The sequence below is a fragment of the Actinoplanes oryzae genome, assembly GCF_030757795.1.
Classification (GTDB): domain Bacteria; phylum Actinomycetota; class Actinomycetes; order Mycobacteriales; family Micromonosporaceae; genus Actinoplanes.
In genome coordinates this window covers 12,551-30,838 of the sequence record NZ_JAUQWH010000111.1, presented here as the reverse complement: position 1 = coordinate 30,838, position 18,288 = coordinate 12,551, and the positions used below count along the sequence as shown (strand labels likewise).

Annotated in this window: 14 protein-coding genes; 9 read left to right on the top strand and 5 right to left on the bottom strand. The window is 76.1% G+C overall.

The annotated features are described in order from the left end of the window. The first annotated feature begins 148 nt into the window (after nt 1–148). From RBH18_RS29445 to RBH18_RS29435, 3 genes are read left to right on the top strand one after another with little or no spacing between them, the layout of a single operon-like run. Entirely contained in the window at nt 149–1,579 is a 1,431-nt protein-coding gene (locus RBH18_RS29445) for an aspartate aminotransferase family protein (RefSeq protein WP_306213704.1), read from the top strand. Then, nucleotides 1,579–2,619 (top strand): glycosyltransferase family 2 protein, encoded by a 1,041-nt coding sequence (locus tag RBH18_RS29440; RefSeq protein ID WP_306213703.1) that lies wholly within the window; start codon nt 1,579–1,581, stop codon nt 2,617–2,619. Before RBH18_RS29445 ends, RBH18_RS29440 begins: the two co-directional genes overlap by 1 nt. Further along, nucleotides 2,616–3,758, top strand: a complete 1,143-nt coding sequence (locus RBH18_RS29435; protein ID WP_306213702.1) for an endonuclease/exonuclease/phosphatase family protein — start codon at nt 2,616–2,618, stop codon at nt 3,756–3,758. The genes RBH18_RS29440 and RBH18_RS29435 overlap by 4 nt, the downstream gene beginning before the upstream one ends. On the opposite strand, the gene RBH18_RS29430 is transcribed toward RBH18_RS29435, so the two are convergent. The 3 genes from RBH18_RS29430 to RBH18_RS29420 form a co-directional block, all read right to left on the bottom strand. Next, the gene (locus tag RBH18_RS29430) at nt 3,697–6,735 is read right to left on the bottom strand and encodes an AfsR/SARP family transcriptional regulator (RefSeq protein WP_306213701.1); all 3,039 of its coding nucleotides are present in this window, start codon (nt 6,733–6,735) and stop codon (nt 3,697–3,699) included. The genes RBH18_RS29435 and RBH18_RS29430 overlap by 62 nt on opposite strands. Before the next feature lie 201 nt (nt 6,736–6,936). After that, nucleotides 6,937–8,085 (bottom strand): 3-dehydroquinate synthase family protein, encoded by a 1,149-nt coding sequence (locus tag RBH18_RS29425; protein WP_306213700.1) that lies wholly within the window; start codon nt 8,083–8,085, stop codon nt 6,937–6,939. Beyond that, entirely contained in the window at nt 8,075–9,076 is a 1,002-nt protein-coding gene (locus tag RBH18_RS29420; protein WP_306213699.1) for a glycosyltransferase family 2 protein, read from the bottom strand. Before RBH18_RS29420 ends, RBH18_RS29425 begins: the two co-directional genes overlap by 11 nt. 214 nt (nt 9,077–9,290) lie before the next feature. On the opposite strand from RBH18_RS29420, the gene RBH18_RS29415 reads away from it, so the two are divergent. From RBH18_RS29415 to RBH18_RS29405, 3 genes are read left to right on the top strand one after another with little or no spacing between them, the layout of a single operon-like run. Continuing rightward, a complete protein-coding gene (locus RBH18_RS29415) occupies nt 9,291–10,550 on the top strand; it encodes a condensation domain-containing protein (RefSeq protein WP_306213698.1) in 1,260 nt (419 codons plus the stop codon). Then, on the top strand, nt 10,522–10,788 hold the full coding sequence (locus RBH18_RS29410) for an acyl carrier protein (protein ID WP_306213697.1): 267 nt from the start codon (nt 10,522–10,524) through the stop codon (nt 10,786–10,788). Before RBH18_RS29415 ends, RBH18_RS29410 begins: the two co-directional genes overlap by 29 nt. Nucleotides 10,789–10,792: 4 nt before the next feature. Beyond that, a complete protein-coding gene (locus RBH18_RS29405) occupies nt 10,793–12,022 on the top strand; it encodes a cytochrome P450 (RefSeq protein WP_306213696.1) in 1,230 nt (409 codons plus the stop codon). On the opposite strand, the gene RBH18_RS29400 is transcribed toward RBH18_RS29405, so the two are convergent. Further along, on the bottom strand, nt 11,988–13,391 hold the full coding sequence (locus RBH18_RS29400; RefSeq protein ID WP_306213695.1) for an amino acid adenylation domain-containing protein: 1,404 nt from the start codon (nt 13,389–13,391) through the stop codon (nt 11,988–11,990). The two genes, RBH18_RS29405 and RBH18_RS29400, sit on opposite strands and share 35 nt — an antisense overlap. 71 nt (nt 13,392–13,462) lie before the next feature. Here RBH18_RS29400 and RBH18_RS29395 point away from each other — a divergent pair, with 71 nt between their 5' ends. Genes RBH18_RS29395 through RBH18_RS29385 form a run of 3 tightly spaced genes read left to right on the top strand, consistent with a single transcriptional unit; the run spans nt 13,463 to nt 17,006 of the window. Next, entirely contained in the window at nt 13,463–14,824 is a 1,362-nt protein-coding gene (locus RBH18_RS29395) for a condensation domain-containing protein (protein WP_306213694.1), read from the top strand. Beyond that, nucleotides 14,821–15,987, top strand: coding sequence for an MFS transporter (locus RBH18_RS29390; RefSeq protein ID WP_306213693.1), 1,167 nt, complete (start codon nt 14,821–14,823; stop codon nt 15,985–15,987). The genes RBH18_RS29395 and RBH18_RS29390 overlap by 4 nt, the downstream gene beginning before the upstream one ends. 2 nt (nt 15,988–15,989) lie before the next feature. Continuing rightward, the gene (locus tag RBH18_RS29385; RefSeq protein WP_306213692.1) at nt 15,990–17,006 is read left to right on the top strand and encodes a MupA/Atu3671 family FMN-dependent luciferase-like monooxygenase; all 1,017 of its coding nucleotides are present in this window, start codon (nt 15,990–15,992) and stop codon (nt 17,004–17,006) included. On the opposite strand, the gene RBH18_RS29380 is transcribed toward RBH18_RS29385, so the two are convergent. Continuing rightward, nucleotides 16,990–18,267 (bottom strand): DegT/DnrJ/EryC1/StrS family aminotransferase, encoded by a 1,278-nt coding sequence (locus RBH18_RS29380; RefSeq protein WP_306213691.1) that lies wholly within the window; start codon nt 18,265–18,267, stop codon nt 16,990–16,992. The genes RBH18_RS29385 and RBH18_RS29380 overlap by 17 nt on opposite strands. Between the last annotated feature and the right edge of the window lie 21 nt (nt 18,268–18,288).

The window sequence follows — 18,288 nt, the reverse complement described above, 5'->3', positions numbered from 1 at the left end:
CCGGCTCGGGCGCCTGGGTCGTCGTGGAACTCGCGGGCGGCCTGCCCGGCCTCGACTTCACCTCGTGGCCCGTCCTCCTGCTCGGCAACCTCTATCTGCTGCTCACCCCGCTGCTGCTTCTCCAACTCTCGCGAAGGGACAGCTCACCATGGCTGATCTGATCAAGGTCGACGACTGCGACACCATGCCGATGCGCGAGGTCCAGGACCTCTACAAGAGGTACGTCAGCCGCAGCGTGGTCTCGCTGAACACGTCCTTCGGCTTCGGCCGGGTGCTCGCCGACCACGCCGAGGGCGTCTGGATCACCACCCGCGACGGTCGGCGCATCCTGGACTTCACCGGCGCGGTCGGGGTGCTCAACCACGGGCACAACCACCCGCGCATCCTCGAGGCGCGGCGCCGCTTCGCCGAGAAGCACCGGATGGAGGTCCACAAGGCCTTCTTCTCGCCCTACGTGGCGGCGCTCAGCCACAACGTCGGCGAGCTACTGCCCGGCGACCTGAGCATCTCCTACTTCCCCAACTCGGGCGCCGAGGCGAACGAGGGCGCGATCAAGATGGCCTTCAAGTATCACGAGGGCCGGCGCAACACGATCCTGCGTGCCGACATCAGCTTCCACGGCAAGACCCTCGGCGCGGGCAGCCTGACCGGCTCCACCGAGAACGCCTTCCGCTTCCCGGGGCTGCCCAACATCGTGACCTACCCGTACGGCGACATGGCGGCCGTGCGGCGGGCGGTGGCGGCGGCCCGCACCGAGCGCGGCAAGTGCGACGTCTACGCGATCATGGTCGAGCCGTTCAGCGCGTCGAGCATGCGCAGCTGGTCCGCGGAGGCGCTCTACGAGCTGCAGGAGCTGTGCCGCGCCGAGGACATCGTGCTGATCTTCGACGAGGTCTACACCGGCTGGGGCAAGACCGGCAGCCTCTTCTACTTCATGCGCCACCAGGGCCTCGTGCCGGACATCCTGGTCTACTCCAAGTCGTTCGGCGGCGGCAAGGCGTCGATCTCCGGGTTCACCGCCCGGGAGCCGATCTTCCGGAAGGCGTACGACCGGCTGTCCGACGTGATCCTGCACAGCACCACCTACTACGGCTTCGGCGAGGAGACCGCCACCGCGATCGAGGCCGTCAACGTGGTCGTGGAGGACGACTTCCCGGGCCGCGCGCGCATGATCGGCGACCTGCTCGGCCCGGGCCTGGAGAAGATCAGGCAGAAGTACGCCGGGCTGGTCACCGACGTGCAGGGCACCGGCGCGATCTGGGGCGTCTTCATCGGCGGCGGCCCGCGCATCCTCGACCTGGCGGCCAAGCTGGCGCCGGCGGGCTTCCACAACGACCCGCAGTTCCGCACCAAGCTCATCACCCTGTCGGTGATCGCCGAGCTGTACCGGGAGCACAACATCCTCACCTATTACAGCCCCAACGTCGAGAACCCGCTCGTGGTCGCGCCCATGCTGGTCACCGAGCCGCACGAGGTGGAGCTCTTCCTCGACGCGCTCGACCAGACCCTGGCCAAGGGCCTGCCCCAGCTGCTCACCCGGTTCGTGCGGGACAAGTTCTTCCAGCGGGCGGGTGCCTGATGCTGCCGGAGCGCCCGCTCGTCTCGGTGATCGTGCCGAACTACAACTACTCGCGCTCGCTCGGCGCCTGCATCCGGGCGATCCAGGCGCAGGACTACGACCGCGTCGAGCTGATCGTCGTCGACGACTGCAGCACCGACGGCTCCGCGGAGCTGGCCCGCGAGCTCGGTGCCCGGGTCGTCTCGACCGGGGTGAACAGCGGCGTCGCCGTGGCCCGCAACACCGGGGTCGAGGCGTCCTCCGGAGAGGTGCTGCTGTTCGTGGACTCCGACGTCGCCATCCCGCCGCACACGGTCCGGCGCTCGGTGCAGCTGCTGGCCGCCGACGCGACGCTCGGGGCGGTCTGCGGCATGTACGAGCCGGATCCCCTCATCCGCGACAGCATCGTCGAGGAGTGCCGGGCCCTGCAGGCGTACCAGTGGCGGCGCAGCGCGGAGGGCGTGGTCAGCTTCCTCTTCAGCGCCATCTGCGCCATGCGGGCCGAGGTGTTCCACGACGTCGGCCCGTTCAACCCCCGGCTGCGCCAGACCGAGGAGGTGGACTACGGCTTCCGGCTGTCCCAGCGCTACAAGGTCTTGCTGACCTCGGAGATCCGGGGCCGGCACGACGACGACGACCGGATCTGGCCGCTGCTGCGCAAGCTGTTCCACCGCGGGCGGCTGCGCATCCCGCTCTACACGCAGATGCGCAAGTTCGCGCGGGGCTTCGAGACGGCGTCGCGGGCCGGCGGGAGCGTCGCGGCGCTCGGGGCGGTGGCGACGCTGCCGATCGTGGCCCTCACCGGGCCCGCCGGGCTGGCGGTGCCGTTGGCGCTGTGGGCGCTGTCGGTCTACGGGGACAGGGACACGTACGCCTTCGTCCGCCGGTATCGCGGCACCGCCTTCCTCGTCCCCTTCGCCGGCGTCTCGCTGCTGGTCAACGTGGCGATCGCGGCGGGCGCGGCGACGGGCGTGCTGCAGGCGCTGGTGTCGCCGGGCTTCCGGGCGCTCTACGACGAGCAACTGGCCTACCTGCCCCGCCCGGCCGGGGAGCCGGCGTGACCGGCCCGGCCACCACGGACGTGCTCGAGCCGGGAGCCGGTACGCCGGCCCCGGCCGGGCCCGGCCGCCCGCGCTGGTGCCTGGCCACCCGGATCCTGCTCGCCGCCACGCTGGTGTGGTGGCTGTACCTGGCGGCGCATCTCGCCCTCAGCGGCCGGTACTGGCTGTGGGTGCTGCCCGACGCGGTGCCGCCGCTGGTCTTCACCGTGGCGCCGCTGCTGCTCGCGGCCGCCGCCGGGGGGCTGCGCCTGGTGTCGCGGCCGCTGCCCCGGATCCCGCGCCGGCTGGTGCTGGGCGGCGCGCTGCTGGCCCTGGTGGCCGGGGTGCCGGAGAGCGGGCTCAACCCCGGCGCGCTGACCGGGCGGGAGCCCGTGCCGGCCGGCGCGATCAAGGTCGTCTCGTGGAACACCCAGTACTGGGACCAGGACGACGACCCCGATCGGTTCTACCGCTACCTGCTCGGGCTGCACGCCGACGTGTACCTGCTGCAGGAGTACCTCAACTGGGACCCCGCCGACCCGGGCGACGAGGCCCGCCGGGTCGACGACCTGGCCCGGCTGCGCCGCGAGTTCCCGGGCTGGCACATCGTCGCGCGCGGAGAGCTGATCACGCTGTCCCGCTTCCCGATCGCGGCCGCGCCCCGGGTCGGCCCGGACCGGCTGCCGGGCGCGGACGCGAGCTTCGCCGCCGAGTACGCCGCCGCCAAGGTGCTGCGCACCGACCTGCGCATCGGCGGCGCGGTGCTCAGCACCTACAACGTGCACATCCCGGTGCAGTTCTCCGTGGAGCTGCGGCCGGAGCTGCTCGCCGACACGCGCAAGCGCACCACGGCGCGGGCCGAGCAGTTCGCGGGGCTCACCGGCGACGTCGCGGCCAACCCCGGGCCGGTGCTGGTCGCGGGCGACTTCAACACCAGTCCGGCGATGGGCGACATCCGGGCCGTGCGGCGGTTGCTGACCGACGCGACACCGCAGCTGCGGAGCCCGTACCCGGTCAGCTGGAACCTGCACGGGCTGCCGCTGTGGCGGCTGGACTGGTTGTTCACCGGCGGCGGCGTCCGGGTGCACAGCTACACCATCACCGGCTCCGAGGGCCTGTCCGACCACCACGCCCAGCAGACGTGGGTCTCCCTGGGCTGACGTCCGTCCCGCCGGTCAGGAAGGCCGGCGGGACGGGGGCGACCGGCTGCCCGGCGGTGTGCGCGTCCGCCAGGGCGGTGAGCGCCTGCTGCCGGCCGGTCTCGTCGTCGAGCTCCTCGTAGGCGGTCAGCGCCTGGCCCGCGGGCCCGATCGCCCGGCTGCCCAGGCCGCTGTCCAGGTAGAGCCGGGCGAGGGCGAGCAGGGTGCGGGCCTGCAGCGGAAGGTGCCCGAGCCGGCGGGCCAGCCGCAGCGCCTCGTGCCAGGCCGCGACGGCCGGCCCGGGACGGCCCTGGCGCGCCTGGGCCTCCCCGAGGCCGTAGCGGGCGTACGCCTCGACGGCCTCCCCCGGCGCCGGCAGCTCGAGCGCCTGCCCGAAGGCCGCCTCCGCCTCGGCCGTGCGGCGCGCGTCGAGGTGCAGGCCGCCCAGCGCCAGCCGGACCCGGGCCAGCTCCCCCGGCTCGCCGAGCTCCGCCCACAGGGCCGCCGACCGCTCCAGCGACAGCCGGGCCGCCGCGTGGTCCCGTAGCCGCGCCGCCGCCCGCGCGAGGCCGGCGAGCGCTGTCGCCTCGGCCCGGGTGTCGCCCGAGCGCCGGGACAGCGCGGAGGCGAGCACGTAGCGCTCGCGGGCCCGCTCCGGGCGCCCGGCGGCCTCGTCCAGGAAGGCCAGGGCGTACCGTCCGGCGGTGGCCGCGCGGTCGGCGCCGAGCGCCTCGAACGTGCGGACGGCCCGGGCGATCGGGGGTCCGGCCGCACCGGGCCGGCCCCCGGCGATCTCCAGGGCGGCCAGGGCGTAGAGGACGGCCGCCTCGCCGCTGCCGTCGCCGGCCGTCTCCGCCGCGGCCAGGGCCCGGCGGTGCACGACGCGCAGGTCCTCGAGATAGCCGGCGGGCAGGGCGGCGGCCGGGTCGGGCGGCGACCAGCGCCACCCGCCCGTGCCGGTGTCCGCGGCCGCGAGCCGGATCGCGAGGTCCAGCAGGTCGGCGGCGTCGTGCCAGGAGTCCCCGGCGCCGGTCACGCCGTCGGCCCGCTCGGCCACGCGGTGCAGCCAGCGGCGGGCGGCGGCCCGGCGCGGGTCGCCCGCGGCGGGCCCGTACGAGCGGGTCAGCGTCGCCGCGGCGGCCCGCGCGACCGCCCGGTAGCGATCGGCGGCACTGTCCTCGGCCCGGCAGCGCTCGCGCGCGAAGAGCCGGACGAAATCGTGCAGGCGGTAGCGCAGCACCCCGGTGTCGTCCACGACCAGGGCCGTCAGCAGCTGCGCGTCCACCAGCGCCTCCAGCCGCAGCTGCGCCTCCCCGGCCGGCAGCCCGACGGTCGCCGCGGCCAGCTCGGCCCGGAACTCGCCGGCGGGCAGCAGGGCGAGCAGGCGCAGCACCCGCCGGTCCGGGACGGGCAGGTCGTGGTAGCTGCGGGCCAGGCCGGTCCGGACCGCGAGGTCGCCGGCGGCGAGCAGGTCCAGGCGCCGGGTGTCGTCGGCGAGCTGGTCGCGGAAGCGCCCCAGCGTCCACTGCGGGCGCGCGGCGAGCCGGGCGACGGCCATCCGCAGCGCGAGCGGGAGCCCGGCACAGAGCCGCACGATGTCCTCGGCCGCCTCCGGCTCGGCGTGCACCCGCTCCACGCCGAGGACGCGGCGCAGCACGGCGAGGCCGTCCTCGGTGGGCAGCGCGTCGAGGTGCAGACCCAGCACGCCCTCGAGCCCGACCAGCCGGGCCCGGCTGGTGACGAGCACCGCGCAGCTGGCCGAGCCGGGCAGCAGCGGGCGCACCTGGGCCTCGCCGGCCGCGTCGTCGAGCACCACCAGCACCCGCGAGCCGGCCAAGCGGCTGCGGTAGAGCTCGGTGCGCTCGTGCGCCGAGTCGGGGATCCGGCCGGCGGGCACGCCGAGCGCGCGCAGGAACCGCCCGAGCGCCGCGGCGGGGCTCACCTCGCCGCCGTCGGGGGTGCGCAGGCCGACGTAGAGCTGGCCGTCCGGGAAGGCGTCGCGGACCAGGTGGGCGGCGTGCACGGCGAGGGCCGTCTTGCCGGCGCCGGCCATGCCGGAGACCGACACGACCGGGATCGCCGCCGAGGGGCCGGCCCCGGGCCGCAGCCATGCCCGGATCCGCGCCAGGAGGTCGTCGCGGCCGGCGAAGTCGGCGATGTCGGCGGGCAGCTGGGCCGGAGCCGGGGTCGTCACCTCGGCGACCGGCACCGGCTCGGCCCGGGCGGGTGCGGATGCGGGCGCGGCCGCCGGCCGGTCCCCGCCACCCAGGCTGCCGTCGAGGATGGCCTGGTGCAGCGCCCGCAGCCCGGGCCCCGGGTCGAGCCCGAGCTCGTCGGCGAGGATGCGGCGCCCGTCGTGATAGGCGCTGAGCGCCTCGGCCTGGCGCCCGCTGCGGTACAGCGCCGTCATGAGCTGGGCCCGGAGCCGCTCGCGCAGCGGATGCTCGGCCACCAGCCGGGCCTGCCCGGCCACCAGGTCCGCGTGCCGGCCGAGCGCGAGGTCGAGCTCGGCGCTCTCCTCCCAGGCGGTGAGCCGGCGCTCCTCCAGCCGGGCGGCCTCGACGCGCAGCGCCGGCACGTCCGCGAGGTCGCCGAGCGCGGGACCGCGCCACAGCGCCAGCGCCTCGTGGTAGCCGGCCGCCGCGGCCGCCGTGTCACCGGCCGCGGCGCTGCGCCGGGCGGCGGCGCAGAGCCGGTCGAACTCGTCCTCGTCGGCCTCACCGGCGGCCACCCGCAGCAGGTAGCCGTCGTCGCGGCGCAGGATCCGGTCGCGGTCGCCCAGCGCCCGGCGCAGGTGATAGATGTGCACCTGCAGGTTCTCCCGCGCGGTCCGCGGCGGGTGGTCCTCCCACACGGCGTCGACGAGCTGATCGGCGGAGACGGCCTCGTTGCGGTGGCACAACAGCATTGCCAGGGTCACACTCTGCTTGCGCGGCCCCGGCGGCTCCCAGCCGTCCCCCCGGGAGATCTGCAGTGAGCCGAGCATCTGGAATCTCATGGTCCGTTCCCCCGTACCACGACAGGAGCGTCCGGTGGCGGTGGCCGCGCGTGGCGATCGGTGGCCGGAGACGCCGGTCGGCGCTCTCGCGAGGAGCGTTGCCGCCGGCCGCACTGCCGCGGGCCCGCCTCGCTCTGTATCGACAGACTTGCAGAGGGTAGCCAACCTCGCGGGCCCTGACAACAATCGATCGTCATCGAATTATCCAGCGAGCACGGCCCGGATCGCCGCCACCACCTCGTCCACCGGGACCGGCACGAGCGGCAGGCCGCCGGGGCCCGGCACCGCCCCGCCACCGGCCCGGAGCAGCACCATCGGCAGCTCGTCCGGCGCGCAGGACAGGTAGCCCCGCTTGTTGTCGCGCAGCAGGGTCCGGGCGAGCACGGCGTCGCCGGCCGGCACCGCCCGGCGTACGCGCTCTGCGGGAATCAGCAACGGGCCGAGCAGGCGCCGGTGCCGCGCGAGATCGTCGCCGTACCCGCGGGCGCGGCTGATCCGGGCGGCCACGAGCATGCCCCACGCGACCGCCGCGCCGTGGCTCAGCGCGCCGCCGGAGAGGAACTCCAGGGCGTGGCCGGCGGTGTGCCCGTACTCGAAGACCAGCGCCGCGCCCCGCTCCCGCGGGTCACCGGCCAGATAGGGCACCTTGGCGTCCAGGCCGATCGCGCACAGGTCCGCGTAGGCCGCCGGCGACCGGTCGGCGAGCGAGTCCAGCGCCCGCAGGAAGAGCCCCTCGGCCGCGGGCAGCACCGCCAGCACGTTCTTGGCCATCTCCGCGAGCCCGGTGACCAGCTCCCGGTGCGGGATCGTGCGCAGCCAGGCGAGATCGGCGACGATCAGGGCGGGCGGATGGTAGGCGCCGCACATGTTCTTGCCGCCGTCGAGGTTGACGGCCTGCTTGAGGGAGAGCACCGAGTCGAAGGCGGCCACCGGGGTCGTCGGCAGGTGCACGAGCCGGGTGCCCCGGAACAGCAGGGCCGCGGCCAGCCCCGCGACGTTGCCGGCCAGGCCACCACCCATGGCGAGCACCACCGTACGCCGGTCCGCCCCGCACGAGACCGAGAAGTCCAGCACTGCCTGCACCTCCGGCAGCGTCTTGCGCCGCTCGGCGGGGTCGAGCACGTACTGGTCGACGCGAAGGTGGGCGGACAGCCGCTCCCGGACCGCCGCCGCGTGGGGCAGGGCGCGCCGGTCGACGACCAGGACCGCCGAGCTCGCGTCGGGGCAGGCGTCGAGCACGGCCGCGGCCACGGCGTCCGGGCAGTCGGTCCCGAAGCGGTACGGGACCCGTGTGTCGCCGAAGTGGACGGTCCTGGTGTCCAGGCCGACCGGCGTCGTCTCAGCGACCATCGGCCCGCTCCGGCGCCGTGGCGGGCCCGAATCCGGCCAGCAGCAGGTCCGGGCGGCGCAACCGCACGGCGGCGGACACCGCGCCCGCGTCGAACGTCCACTCGACGAGCGTGCGGGCCAGGACCGGGGCGCGCACTCCCCCGCGCCGGGCGGCGTCCCGCACGAGCAGCGCCCCCGCGACGGCCGGCGCCAGCCACAGCGACCGGCGGGACCGGCGCGCGCCGAGCAGGGCGAGCACGGTGGCCGCCGCGGTGACCGTCACCGGGTTGAGCCGGGTGCGCCGGCGCTCCGGATAGCGGGTGATCAGCCACTGCTCGGACCGGCCGTACAGCCAGAAGCGGCGCAGCACCGCGGGCAGCGACCCCGTGCCGGCGCCGGCGTGGGTGACCACGGCGCCCGGGTCGCAGGCGATGACCTGGCCGCGCGCGGTGAGCCGCAGGCCCAGGTCCACGTCCTCGCCGCCGACCGGGTCGATCGTATCGGTGCGGAAGCCGCCGGCCGCGGCGAAGGCGCTCGCGCGCACCGCGAGGTTGCAGGTGGTGGCCCACTCGACCCGGCGCAGCCGGACCGGGCGCTCGAGGTCGTCGTTGAGCAGCGCCGAGCCGCTCATGAGCCGGAAGACCGGGCCGGGCACGGGCTCCGGGAAGGTCGGGCCGGCGATCGCGGCGACCTCGGCGGGCGCGTCGAGCAGCGCCGCGGCGTACCGGCCGAGCAGCCCGGGCGGCACCCGGCAGTCGGAGTCGACGAAGAGCAGCACGTCGTACGCGCTGTGCCGCACGCCCAGGTTGCGCTTGGCCCCCACGTTGCGCGGCCCGCGCAGGTAGCGGGCGCCGTGCCGGCGGCAGGACTCGCGGTGCTGGGCGGCCTGTCCGGGCGGCGAGTCGTCGACGACGAGGATCTCCACCGGCACCGGGCACCGATCGGCGGCCGCGCGCACGCTCTCCAGCATCGCCCGCAGCTCCGGCACCCGTCCCCGGACAGGTGTGACCACGGAAATTCCCCGACCGGCCGTCAACGCGTCCCCCCGTGCTGTCGCCACCGGCCTCGCGGCCGGACCCGATCAACATCGAAAGCCATCGCTGCCGGGGCGTCAAGGGCGGGCGGGTTGACGCGGGGCCGGGCGCGCGGGCAGCATTGCCGTCGGTCGATGCAGTCTGCTGCGGGGAGCACCTGTGCACCAGTCGCCCCAAGGGGCTTACCCCTCCATGCCCGCCGACGTGCTCGCCTGGATCGAGGCGGCCGCGCCGGGACATGTCACCGGCGCCGGCTTCCGCGGGCTGGGCGCGTGGCGGGTCACCGGTCCGCTGGACGTGTCCGTCCTGCGCCGGGCCCTGGCCGAGCTCGTCCGGCGGCACGAGATCCTGCGCACCGCGCTGGTCCCGGGCCCCGGCGGCTTCCGCCACCTGCCCGGTCCGGGCGCCGGGATGCCGCTGACGGTGCTGGACGCCCCGGCCCCGCCGGGCCGCGAGCTCGGTCCCGAGGTCGCCGCCGCGGTGCCGTCGGACGGGCCGTGCGCGGTGCTGGGGCGGCACGGGCCGCGGGACGCGACGCTGGTGCTGGCCGCGAGCCACACGCGCGCCGACCACTGGTCCATGGAGGTGCTCGCCCGCGACCTCGTGACCTGCTACGACGCGCTGCTGCACGGGCGGGAGCCGGTCCTGGACGTGCGGGCCTTCGCCGCGTACGCCGCCCGCACCAACGCCGAGCGGACCGACCCCCGGCGCCTCGGGGCCGCCGTGGCCCGCTGGCGGCGGCTGCTGCACGACCTTCCGCCGCTCGTGCCGCCGGTCGCCGATCCGGGAGAGCTCACCGCCGAGGAGCGCTTCGTGCTGCCGGTCGGCCGGGAGGCGTTGTCTGGTGCCGCCCGGGCCGCCCGCACGACGCCGTTCGCGTGCCTACTCGCGGCGTACGCGCTGGCCCTGTCCCGCACCGCCGGCGCCGGCGAGGTCGTGGTGCCGTTGTTCACCAGCGGACGCGAGCGGCCGGACTGGGCGACGGTGGGCCCGTTCATGAACGTGGCCGCCGTCCGGGTGCGGCCGGTCCCCGACGCGGCCGAGCTGCTGGCCCAGGTGCACCGCGAGCTGGTGACCGCCCTCGCGCACGAGCAGCCGCTGGCCCTGCTGCTGCCCGAGGTGCCGGAGATCGGCCGGCTCTTCCACGCCGGCGGCGTCCCGGCGGCCGGGCTGGAGCTGGTGCAGTTCCCGCCGTCCGCCCCGCACCCGGGCCCGCTGGGCCTCGACCGGCTCCCGATCGGCCCGCGGCACGGCGCCACCGTGCTGCCGCCCAGCGCCCTGCTGTGCTGGCTCGAGGCCGACGGGCCCGGCTACGCCGCCACCGTCCGCTACCGCCCCGGGCTGCTCGACCGGGCCTGGATCGTCCGGCTCGCCGAGGCCTTCGCCGCCGGCGTCGCCACCGTCACCCACGAGAGGACCCGCCATGCCACTGCCGCCCGGCACCAGCCGTGAGGAACTCGAGGCCCGGCTGATCGAGCTGTGGAGCGCCAAGCTCGGCGGGGTCCCGGTCGGCCGGGACGACAACTTCTTCGAGCTCGGCGGCGACTCGCTGACGGCCGCGGACCTGCTCATGGACGTCTACGTCCAGCTGCACGCCGAAGTGGACGCGTGGGTGCTGTTCCTGCGCCCCACGGTGGCCGAGCTGGCCGATGCCATCCTGCAGCCGGACCTCGTACCCCAGCCGGAGTAGGGCCGTGCGTCTCCTGGCGCGAGCGGCGGCACCCGGCCCGGCCGCCGCCGACCTCGCCGATCCCCGGCTCTACTCCGACGGCGACCCGCACGCGGTGTGGCGGGAGCTGCGCGAGCACGACCCGGTCCGCTGGCAGCCGGTGAGCGGGCGGGGCGGATTCTGGGCGGTCACCCGCTACGCCGACGCGCAGCGGGTGATGCTCGACCACACCACCTTCAGCTCCACCGCCGGCGTCTTCCTCAATCTGCTCGGCCGCGACGAGCCGGCGCGCGACGAGCAGTTCGCCTCCTCCGACCCGCCGCGGCACACCCGGCTGCGCTCGCCGCTGCAGCACCGGGTCAGCGCCGCCGGCGTGACCCGCCACCTGGAGAGCATCCGGGACGACGTGCGGGCCATGCTGGACGCGGTGCCGCGGGGCGAGCCCTTCGACCTGGTCGGCGCGCTCACCCCGCTGCCGATGGTGGCGCTCGGGCCGCTGCTCGGCATCCCGGCCGGCGACTGGCCCCGGCTGTTCCGCCTGGCCATGATGTCGGTCGCCGAGGAGGACCCGGAGTACGAGCTCGCCGACGGGCCCCGGGCGACGCTGGAACGGGCGCACCGGGAGCTGTTCGGCTACCTCATCGACCTGGTGCTGAGCCATCGGCGGCAGCCCCGCGACGATCTCGTCGACCTGCTGGCCGGGCTGGAGGTGGACGGGCGGCCGCTGCGGGCCGGGGCGGTCGTCGCCAACGCGTACAGCATCGTGCTCGGCGCCGCGGCGGCCATCCCGCACGTGCCCGCGGCCGCCGTGCTCGAGCTGCACCGCACCGGGGCGTACGCGCGGGTGGCCGCCGATCCCGGCGCGCTCGACACGCTCGTCGAGGAGGCGCTGCGCTGGTCGACCCCGGCGCAGCACTTCATGCGGGTGGCCACGCGCCCGGCGCGGATCGGCCCGGTCACGGTCGAGCCGGGACAGGCGGTCGTCGTGTGGCTCGGCTCGGCGAACCGGGATCCCCGCGCGTTTCCCGCCCCCGACGACTTCGACCCGTGGCGCACGCCCAACCGGCACCTCGCGTTCGGCGCCGGCCGGCACTACTGCTTCGGCAACAACATCGCCCGGCTGGCGCTGCGCGTGGTGTTCGAGGAGCTGTTCGCGCGCTTCGCCGACATCCGGCCGGCGGGCCCGGTGACGCACGTGCGGTCGACCTGGCTGGCGGGGTTCAAGCGGGTTCCCGTACGGGCAACGCCGCGGTGAGCTCGGCCAGCCGGCGCCGGTCCACCTTCCCGTTGGGCTGCACCGGCAGCTGATCGACGACCACCACGCGGGCCGGGACGGCGGCCGCCGGCAGGTGCCGGCGGGCGTGCTCGCGCAGCACGGCCGGGGCCGGGACCGCGCCCGCGGCGGCGACCACCCAGGCGACCAGCCGGGGGCGGGGCTCGTGCCGCCCGGCCACCCCGACCGCCACGGCCGCGACCGACCCGTGCCGCAGCAGCACGTGCTCGATCTCGCCGAGCTCGACCCGCATGCCGCCGAGCTTGACCTGGTCGTCGGCCCGGCCCCGGAACTCCAGGGCGCCGTCCGGGCGGACCCGGGCCAGGTCCCCGGTGCGGTACGCCCGCCCGGCGTTGGGCGCGGCCACGTGCGGGCCCTCGATCCACAGCTCGCCGGGCGTCCCGGGCGGCACCTCCCGGCCCTCGTCGTCGCACACCCGCGCCGACGTGCCCGGCAGCGGCCGCCCGATGGGCACCGGCGAGGCCTCCGCGTCGGCGGGGACGCAGTCGTGCACCGTGCTCCACACGGTGCACTCGGTCGGGCCGTACTCGTTGTGCAGCGCGGTCTCCGGCAGCGCGGCGTAGTGCGCGGCGACCAGCCCCGGCGGGCACGACTCCCCCGCGACGACCACCGTGCGCAGGCTGCCCAGCATGCCGGACAGGCCGCCGGAGACCAGCAGCCGGTAGAGCGACGGGATCATCAGCAGGTGGGTCGCCTCGTGCCGCTGCGCCGCGCGCGCGACGGCGACCAGGTCGGCGGGCCGGTCGCTGGGCACGATCAGCGTGCCGCCGGCGGCCAGGGTCCAGTAGATGCCGGCCATCGCGCTGTCGAAGGAGATGGACGAGCAGAGCAGGAAGCCCCGCACCGGCCCCGCGTAGTGCCGCAGCCGGGCCGCCGTGGAGAAGCCCAGGCAGGCGTGCGGCACGTCGACGCGCTTCGGCCGCCCGGTCGACCCGCTGGTGAAGCACGTGTACGCCGTCCCGGGCACGCCGTCCGGGACGACTCCCGCCAGGGCGACCGGCTCGTCGTCGGGCTCGCGCAGCATCAGGCGCGCCCCGGACAGCTCGGTCATCAGCTCCTGCCGCGCGACCGGGAACGCGGTGTCCACGGCGACGTGGCGCCCGCCCGCGTGCAGGGTGCCCAGCATCGCCACCACGGCCCACGCCGACAACCGGGCGCGGACCACCACGCCGTCCCCGGGACGCAGGCCCGCGGCGCGCAGCCGGGTGGCGACCTCCCGGGCCGCGCGATCCAGGTCCGCGTACGTCCACGAGCCTCCCGCCCCGGTCAGCGCGACCCGGTCCGGCGCATGGCTTACCGCACCGGCGATCTCCTTCAGCACATCGGTCACCGCGGCCCCCGTCGCTGCTACTGTGGACTTCGATCATAGTCAATGGCTTGTGCACCGCGGGGGTAAGTCACGTGATCCCACCTGCCCAGGAGATGCTCTGGGAGTTCGCCCGCTCGCTGTTCCCGGAGAGCCCCGGGGCGCTGGGCGTCAACGCCGCCGAGGCGGTCACCCTGCTCGGGCCGCTCGACGTGCCCCGGCTGCGGGCCGCGATCGCCGCGATCGGCGCCCGCCACGACGCGCTGCGGCTGGTCTACACCGACACGAGCGACGACCCGTCCGCGCGCTACCTGGACGACGTCGCGGTCCCGCTGACCGCGGTGGACCTGTCGGGGCTGCCGCCGCGCGAGCGCGCCGCCCGCCTCGGCGACCTGGTGCGCGGGGCGGAGGACCGGCCGTTCGACGTGCTGCGGGCGCCGCTGTGGGAGGTGCGGCTGATCCGGCTGGGCGCGGCCGAGCACGTGCTCGCCGTGTCGCTGTGCCACCTGATCGCGGACGGCCGGTCGGCGCAGATCGTGCTGCGGGACCTCGGGCGGGCGTACGGCGGGGAGCCGCTGCCCCCGGTGCCCGGCTACTCGGAGGTGCTGGACTCGCCCGGGGCCGACGCCGCGCGGGCCACGGCGTACTGGCGGGACAGGCTGCGCCCGCCGGCCGACGCCGAGGTGTTCCCGTGGACCGACCGGTCGGCGAGCGTGGACACGGGCATCGAGCTGCCGGTGCGCTTCGACTTCGGCGAGCGGCTCGCCGCCGGGGTGCGGCAGGCTGCCACGCGGCACCGGAGCACGCCGTTTCTGGTGCTGCTGGGGGCGTACAGGGCGCTGCTCGCCGCCCGCACCGGCCGCCCGCGCGTCGTCATCGGCACCACGACGCTGGGCCGCGGCCCCCGGTCCCGCGAGGTGGTCGGGCAGTTCACCACCAACACGTACGTGGCCACCACCGTCCCGGACGGCGCCACGCTCGCCGAGGTGCTGGAGCTCGTGCGCGCGGAGACCGTGCTGGCCCTCCGGCACGCGGCGCCGTACCGGCTGATCGCCGCGGCGGCCAACGACGACTTCGCCCGGCAGCGGCCGTGGCCGCAGATGCACCTCTACGACGTGTGGTTCCAGTCCGACCTGCCGCCGCTGCTGCCGGACTTCGCCGGGCTCGAGGTGCGGCCGGCGCCGCCGGGACCGCCGGACGCGGGCCCGTCGCCCGAGGCCGTGCCGGTGCCCGTGCGCCCCGGCGACGCGCGCTGGCTCGCCGAGACCCGTAAGCGGGTGACCCCGTGGGTGCTCGCCGACGCCGCCGGGACCGGCATCACCGTGCACTACGGCCCGGCCTTCTACGACCGGCCGCAGGTCGACGCGTGGATCAGCGACTACGCGGCCGTGCTCGCGGCGCTGATCGAGGACCCGCACCGGCCCGTCCACGACGTTCTCACGGCGGCCGCCGCGTGAGCCGGGCGGTCGGGGCGCTGATCGCGATGGCGGTCGGCGCGTTCTGCTTCGTCGCCATGGAGACGCTGCCCGTGGGGCTGCTCCCGCTGATCGCCGGCGACTTCGGCATCTCGCTGCCGGACGCCGGGCTGCTGGTCACCGGGTACGGCCTCACGGTCGCCATCATGTCCGTGCCGCTTGCCCACCTCACCCGCAAGGTGCCGCGCCGGCTGCTGATGGCGGTGCTGCTCGCCGTCTTCGTCGTCGCCACCCTGGCCTCCGCGCAGGCGGCGAGCTTCGAGTTCCTGCTGGCCGCCCGGGTCGCGGTGGCGCTCAGCCAGTCCGTGTTCTGGGCGGTCGTCGGCCCCGCCGCGGCGAGCCTGCTCTCCGTCGAGGTCCGGGGCCGGGCCGCGGCGACCGTCTTCAGCGGGTCCGCGCTGGCCCCCATGCTCGGCGTGCCGGCCGGCACGTGGCTCGGGCAGCAGGCCGGCTGGCGGGCCGCGTTCTTCGCGCTGGCCGGGCTGGGCCTGCTCGCCTTCGTGCTCGTGGTCGTGCTGATGCCGACCCGGCCGGTGGGCGAGGGACACGCGGCCACCGGCACCGCCCCGAGCATGCGCCGGTACGTGCTGCTGGTGGCGCTCACGATCCTGATCGTCAGCGGCACCTACGCCGCCTTCACCTACACGACGCCGTTCCTCACCGACGTCGCGAAGTTCCCGGAGTCCGCCGTGAGCGCCGTGCTGCTGCTGCGCGGCGTGGTGGACCTCGGCGGCGTGATCCTGGGCGGGATGCTCGTCGACCGCCGGCCGCACCTGGTCCTGATCGGGTCCGTCGTGCTCACGCTGCTGTCGCTGCTCGGGCTCTGGGCGCTGGGGCCGTCGCAGGTCGCCACGGCCGCCCTGCTGGCGCTCTCCGGCTTCGCGCTCGGGGCGATGAGCCCGGCGCTGACGGCCCGGGTGCTGGAGGTGGCGCCGGGCAACTCCGACCTGGCGTCGGCGGGCACGTCCGCGGCCTTCAACCTCGGCATCGCCGGCGGCGCCGCGCTCGGTGGCCTGGTGCTCAGCCTCAGCGGGCTGCGGGCCACCGCGCTGATCGGCGGCCTGCTCGTCGTCGCCGCCCTGGCCCTCACGGTCCTCGACCGGTCCTGGTCCCGGCGGCCGGTGCCGCAGGCGGTGGGGCGCTGACCATGGACTTCAGCCTGTTCTACTTCGCCGACGACGCCGACTCGGGCGACCGCTACCGGCTGCTGCTGGAGGGCGCGCGCTTCGCCGACACCCACGGCTTCGCCGCGGTCTGGACCCCGGAGCGGCACTTCCACCGCTTCGGCGGGCTCTTCCCCAACCCGGCGGTGGCCGCCGCGGCGGTCGCCGCCGTGACCACCCGGGTGGGCGTGCGGGCCGGCAGCGTCGTCGCGCCGCTGCACCACCCGGTCCGCATCGCCGAGGACTGGGCCATGGTGGACAACCTGTCCCACGGCCGGGCCGGCATCTCGCTGGCCTCCGGCTGGAACCCGCAGGACTTCCTCCTCGCCCCGGACAGCTACGAGCGGCGCCGCGAGCTGACCGTCGAGGCGATCGGCACGCTGCGCAAGCTGTGGCGCGGCGAACCCTGCCCGGAGGGCCCGCCGGGCGGCATCTACCCGCGCCCGGTCCAGGCGGACCCGCCGATCTGGCTGACCAGCGGCGGCAGCCTGCCCACCTTCGAGGCGGCCGGCCGCCTCGGCGTGGGCGTCCTGACCAACCTGCTGACCTACGAGCTGGACGCCCTGCCCGCGCGGGTGCGGGCCTACCGGCAGGCGTACGCGGCAGCCGGGCACCCCGGCCGGGGACACGTCGCCCTCATGCTGCACGCCTGCCTCGGCGACGACAGGGAGGCGGCGCTGGCCGTGGCGCGCCCGCCGCTGCACCGCTACCTGATGACCTCGCTGGACCTGAACCTGCGCGCCGCCGGGCTGCCCGTGGGTGCCGGACCGCCCCCCGGCGCGGAGGTGCCGGCCGTCGTCGCCCGCGCCGCCGACCGGTACCTGGAGCGCGACGGGCTCTTCGGGACGGTCGGCGACGCGCTCGGGGTGGTGCGGCGGGCGGCGGACGCCGGCGTCGACGAGATCGCGTGCCTCATCGACTTCGGCGTGCCGATCGACGCCGCGCTGGCCGGGCTCGACCGCCTCGACGAGCTGCGCCGGGGCGTCAGTCTCGCGCGCTGAGGGCGGCCGTCACCTTGGCGGCCGCCGCGGCCAGGTCCGCCATGTCGTCCCCGGGGCCGAGGAAGGCGCTGTGGTGGAAGAGCACCGCGTGCGCCGCGAGATGCTCGGCGCCGGGGAACGTCCGGTCGCGGTGCAGCTCGGCGAACCGCTCGCTGAGCGGGGCCAGGGCCGGCTTCGTCCACGGCCGCAGCAGGGCGCTGCGGTGCAGCGGGGTGCGCGGGGTGTAGGCGCGCACGCCCAGCTCGGCGGTCAGCGCCTCGGCGACCCAGGCGTTGCCGACGCCCTCGGGCAGCTCGTCGAAGACCAGCGGCACCTCGTAGAGCGACAGCTTGTCCTGCTCCGGCGCCGGGTCGAGCAGCCGCACGCCGGGCACCCCGGCCAGCAGCTCCCCCAGCAGCCGGTAGTTGCGGTTGCGCACCTCGTGCTGCCCCTCCAGCAGGTCGAGCTGCGCGCACAGCAGGGCCGCGCCGAACTCGTCGAGGCAGTGGTTGGCGCCGAGCACCGACGCGGTCTCGGCCAGGTCGAGTTCGCCGGGCCGGGCGCCGGTGCGGTAGCGGCGTGAGTCGGCGCGCAGCTCCTCCAGGCGCGGCGCCAGGTCGTCGTCGTCGGTGACGACCGCGCCGCCCTCGCCGCAGGTGAGCACCTTGGAGTGCTGCATGCTGAAGCAGCCGAGCCGGGCCAGCGAGCCGGCGCCACGGCCCTGCCAGCGCGCGCCGTGCGCCTGGGCCGCGTCCTCGATCACCTCGGCGCCGTGGGCCGCCGCGGCCCGGGCGATCGCCGGGACGTCCGCCATCCGGCACGCCCAGTGCACCACGACCACGGCCGCCGGGCGGGACGAGAAGTCCAGCGTCGCCGGGGTCATGACACCGGTGCGCGGGTCCGCGTCGGTCAGGACCGGGACCAGGCCCGCCCGCAGGACCGCGGTCGCCGACGCGGTCCAGGTCAGCGCGGGGACCAGGACGGTGCTCCCGTACGGCAGCCCGAGCGACTCCAGCGCGATCAGCACCGCGCTGGAGCCGTGGTCCGTGGGCACGCAGTGGCGCGTCCCCACGTAGCCGGCGAAGCGCCGGGCGAACCGCTGCTCGGCCAGCCCCTCCCGGCGCGGGCTGCTGAGCGCCCACCGTCCACTGTGCAGCACACCGAGCAGCTCGTCGCCGGCGCCGGGCGCGACCTGTGGCCACCCGGGCCAGGGCCGTCCGGACCGGACCGGAGTCCCGCCCTCGACAGCCAGCGTGCCTTGCCGCTCCCGGATCCCCCGCATGACGCCTCCCCCATGGACCTT

Excerpts from the sequence above, each read along its gene's own strand:
- RBH18_RS29385 (WP_306213692.1), top strand. The coding sequence starts at position 15,990 with ATGGACTTCAGCCTGTTCTACTTCGCCGACGACGCCGACTCGGGCGAC.
- RBH18_RS29440 (WP_306213703.1), top strand. The coding sequence starts at position 1,579 with ATGCTGCCGGAGCGCCCGCTCGTCTCGGTGATCGTGCCGAACTACAAC.
- RBH18_RS29380 (WP_306213691.1), bottom strand. The coding sequence starts at position 18,267 with ATGCGGGGGATCCGGGAGCGGCAAGGCACGCTGGCTGTCGAGGGCGGG.
- RBH18_RS29415 (WP_306213698.1), top strand. The coding sequence starts at position 9,291 with ATGCCCGCCGACGTGCTCGCCTGGATCGAGGCGGCCGCGCCGGGACAT.
- RBH18_RS29430 (WP_306213701.1), bottom strand. The coding sequence starts at position 6,735 with ATGAGATTCCAGATGCTCGGCTCACTGCAGATCTCCCGGGGGGACGGC.
- RBH18_RS29445 (WP_306213704.1), top strand. The coding sequence starts at position 149 with ATGGCTGATCTGATCAAGGTCGACGACTGCGACACCATGCCGATGCGC.
- RBH18_RS29425 (WP_306213700.1), bottom strand. The coding sequence starts at position 8,085 with ATGGTCGCTGAGACGACGCCGGTCGGCCTGGACACCAGGACCGTCCAC.
- RBH18_RS29410 (WP_306213697.1), top strand. The coding sequence starts at position 10,522 with ATGCCACTGCCGCCCGGCACCAGCCGTGAGGAACTCGAGGCCCGGCTG.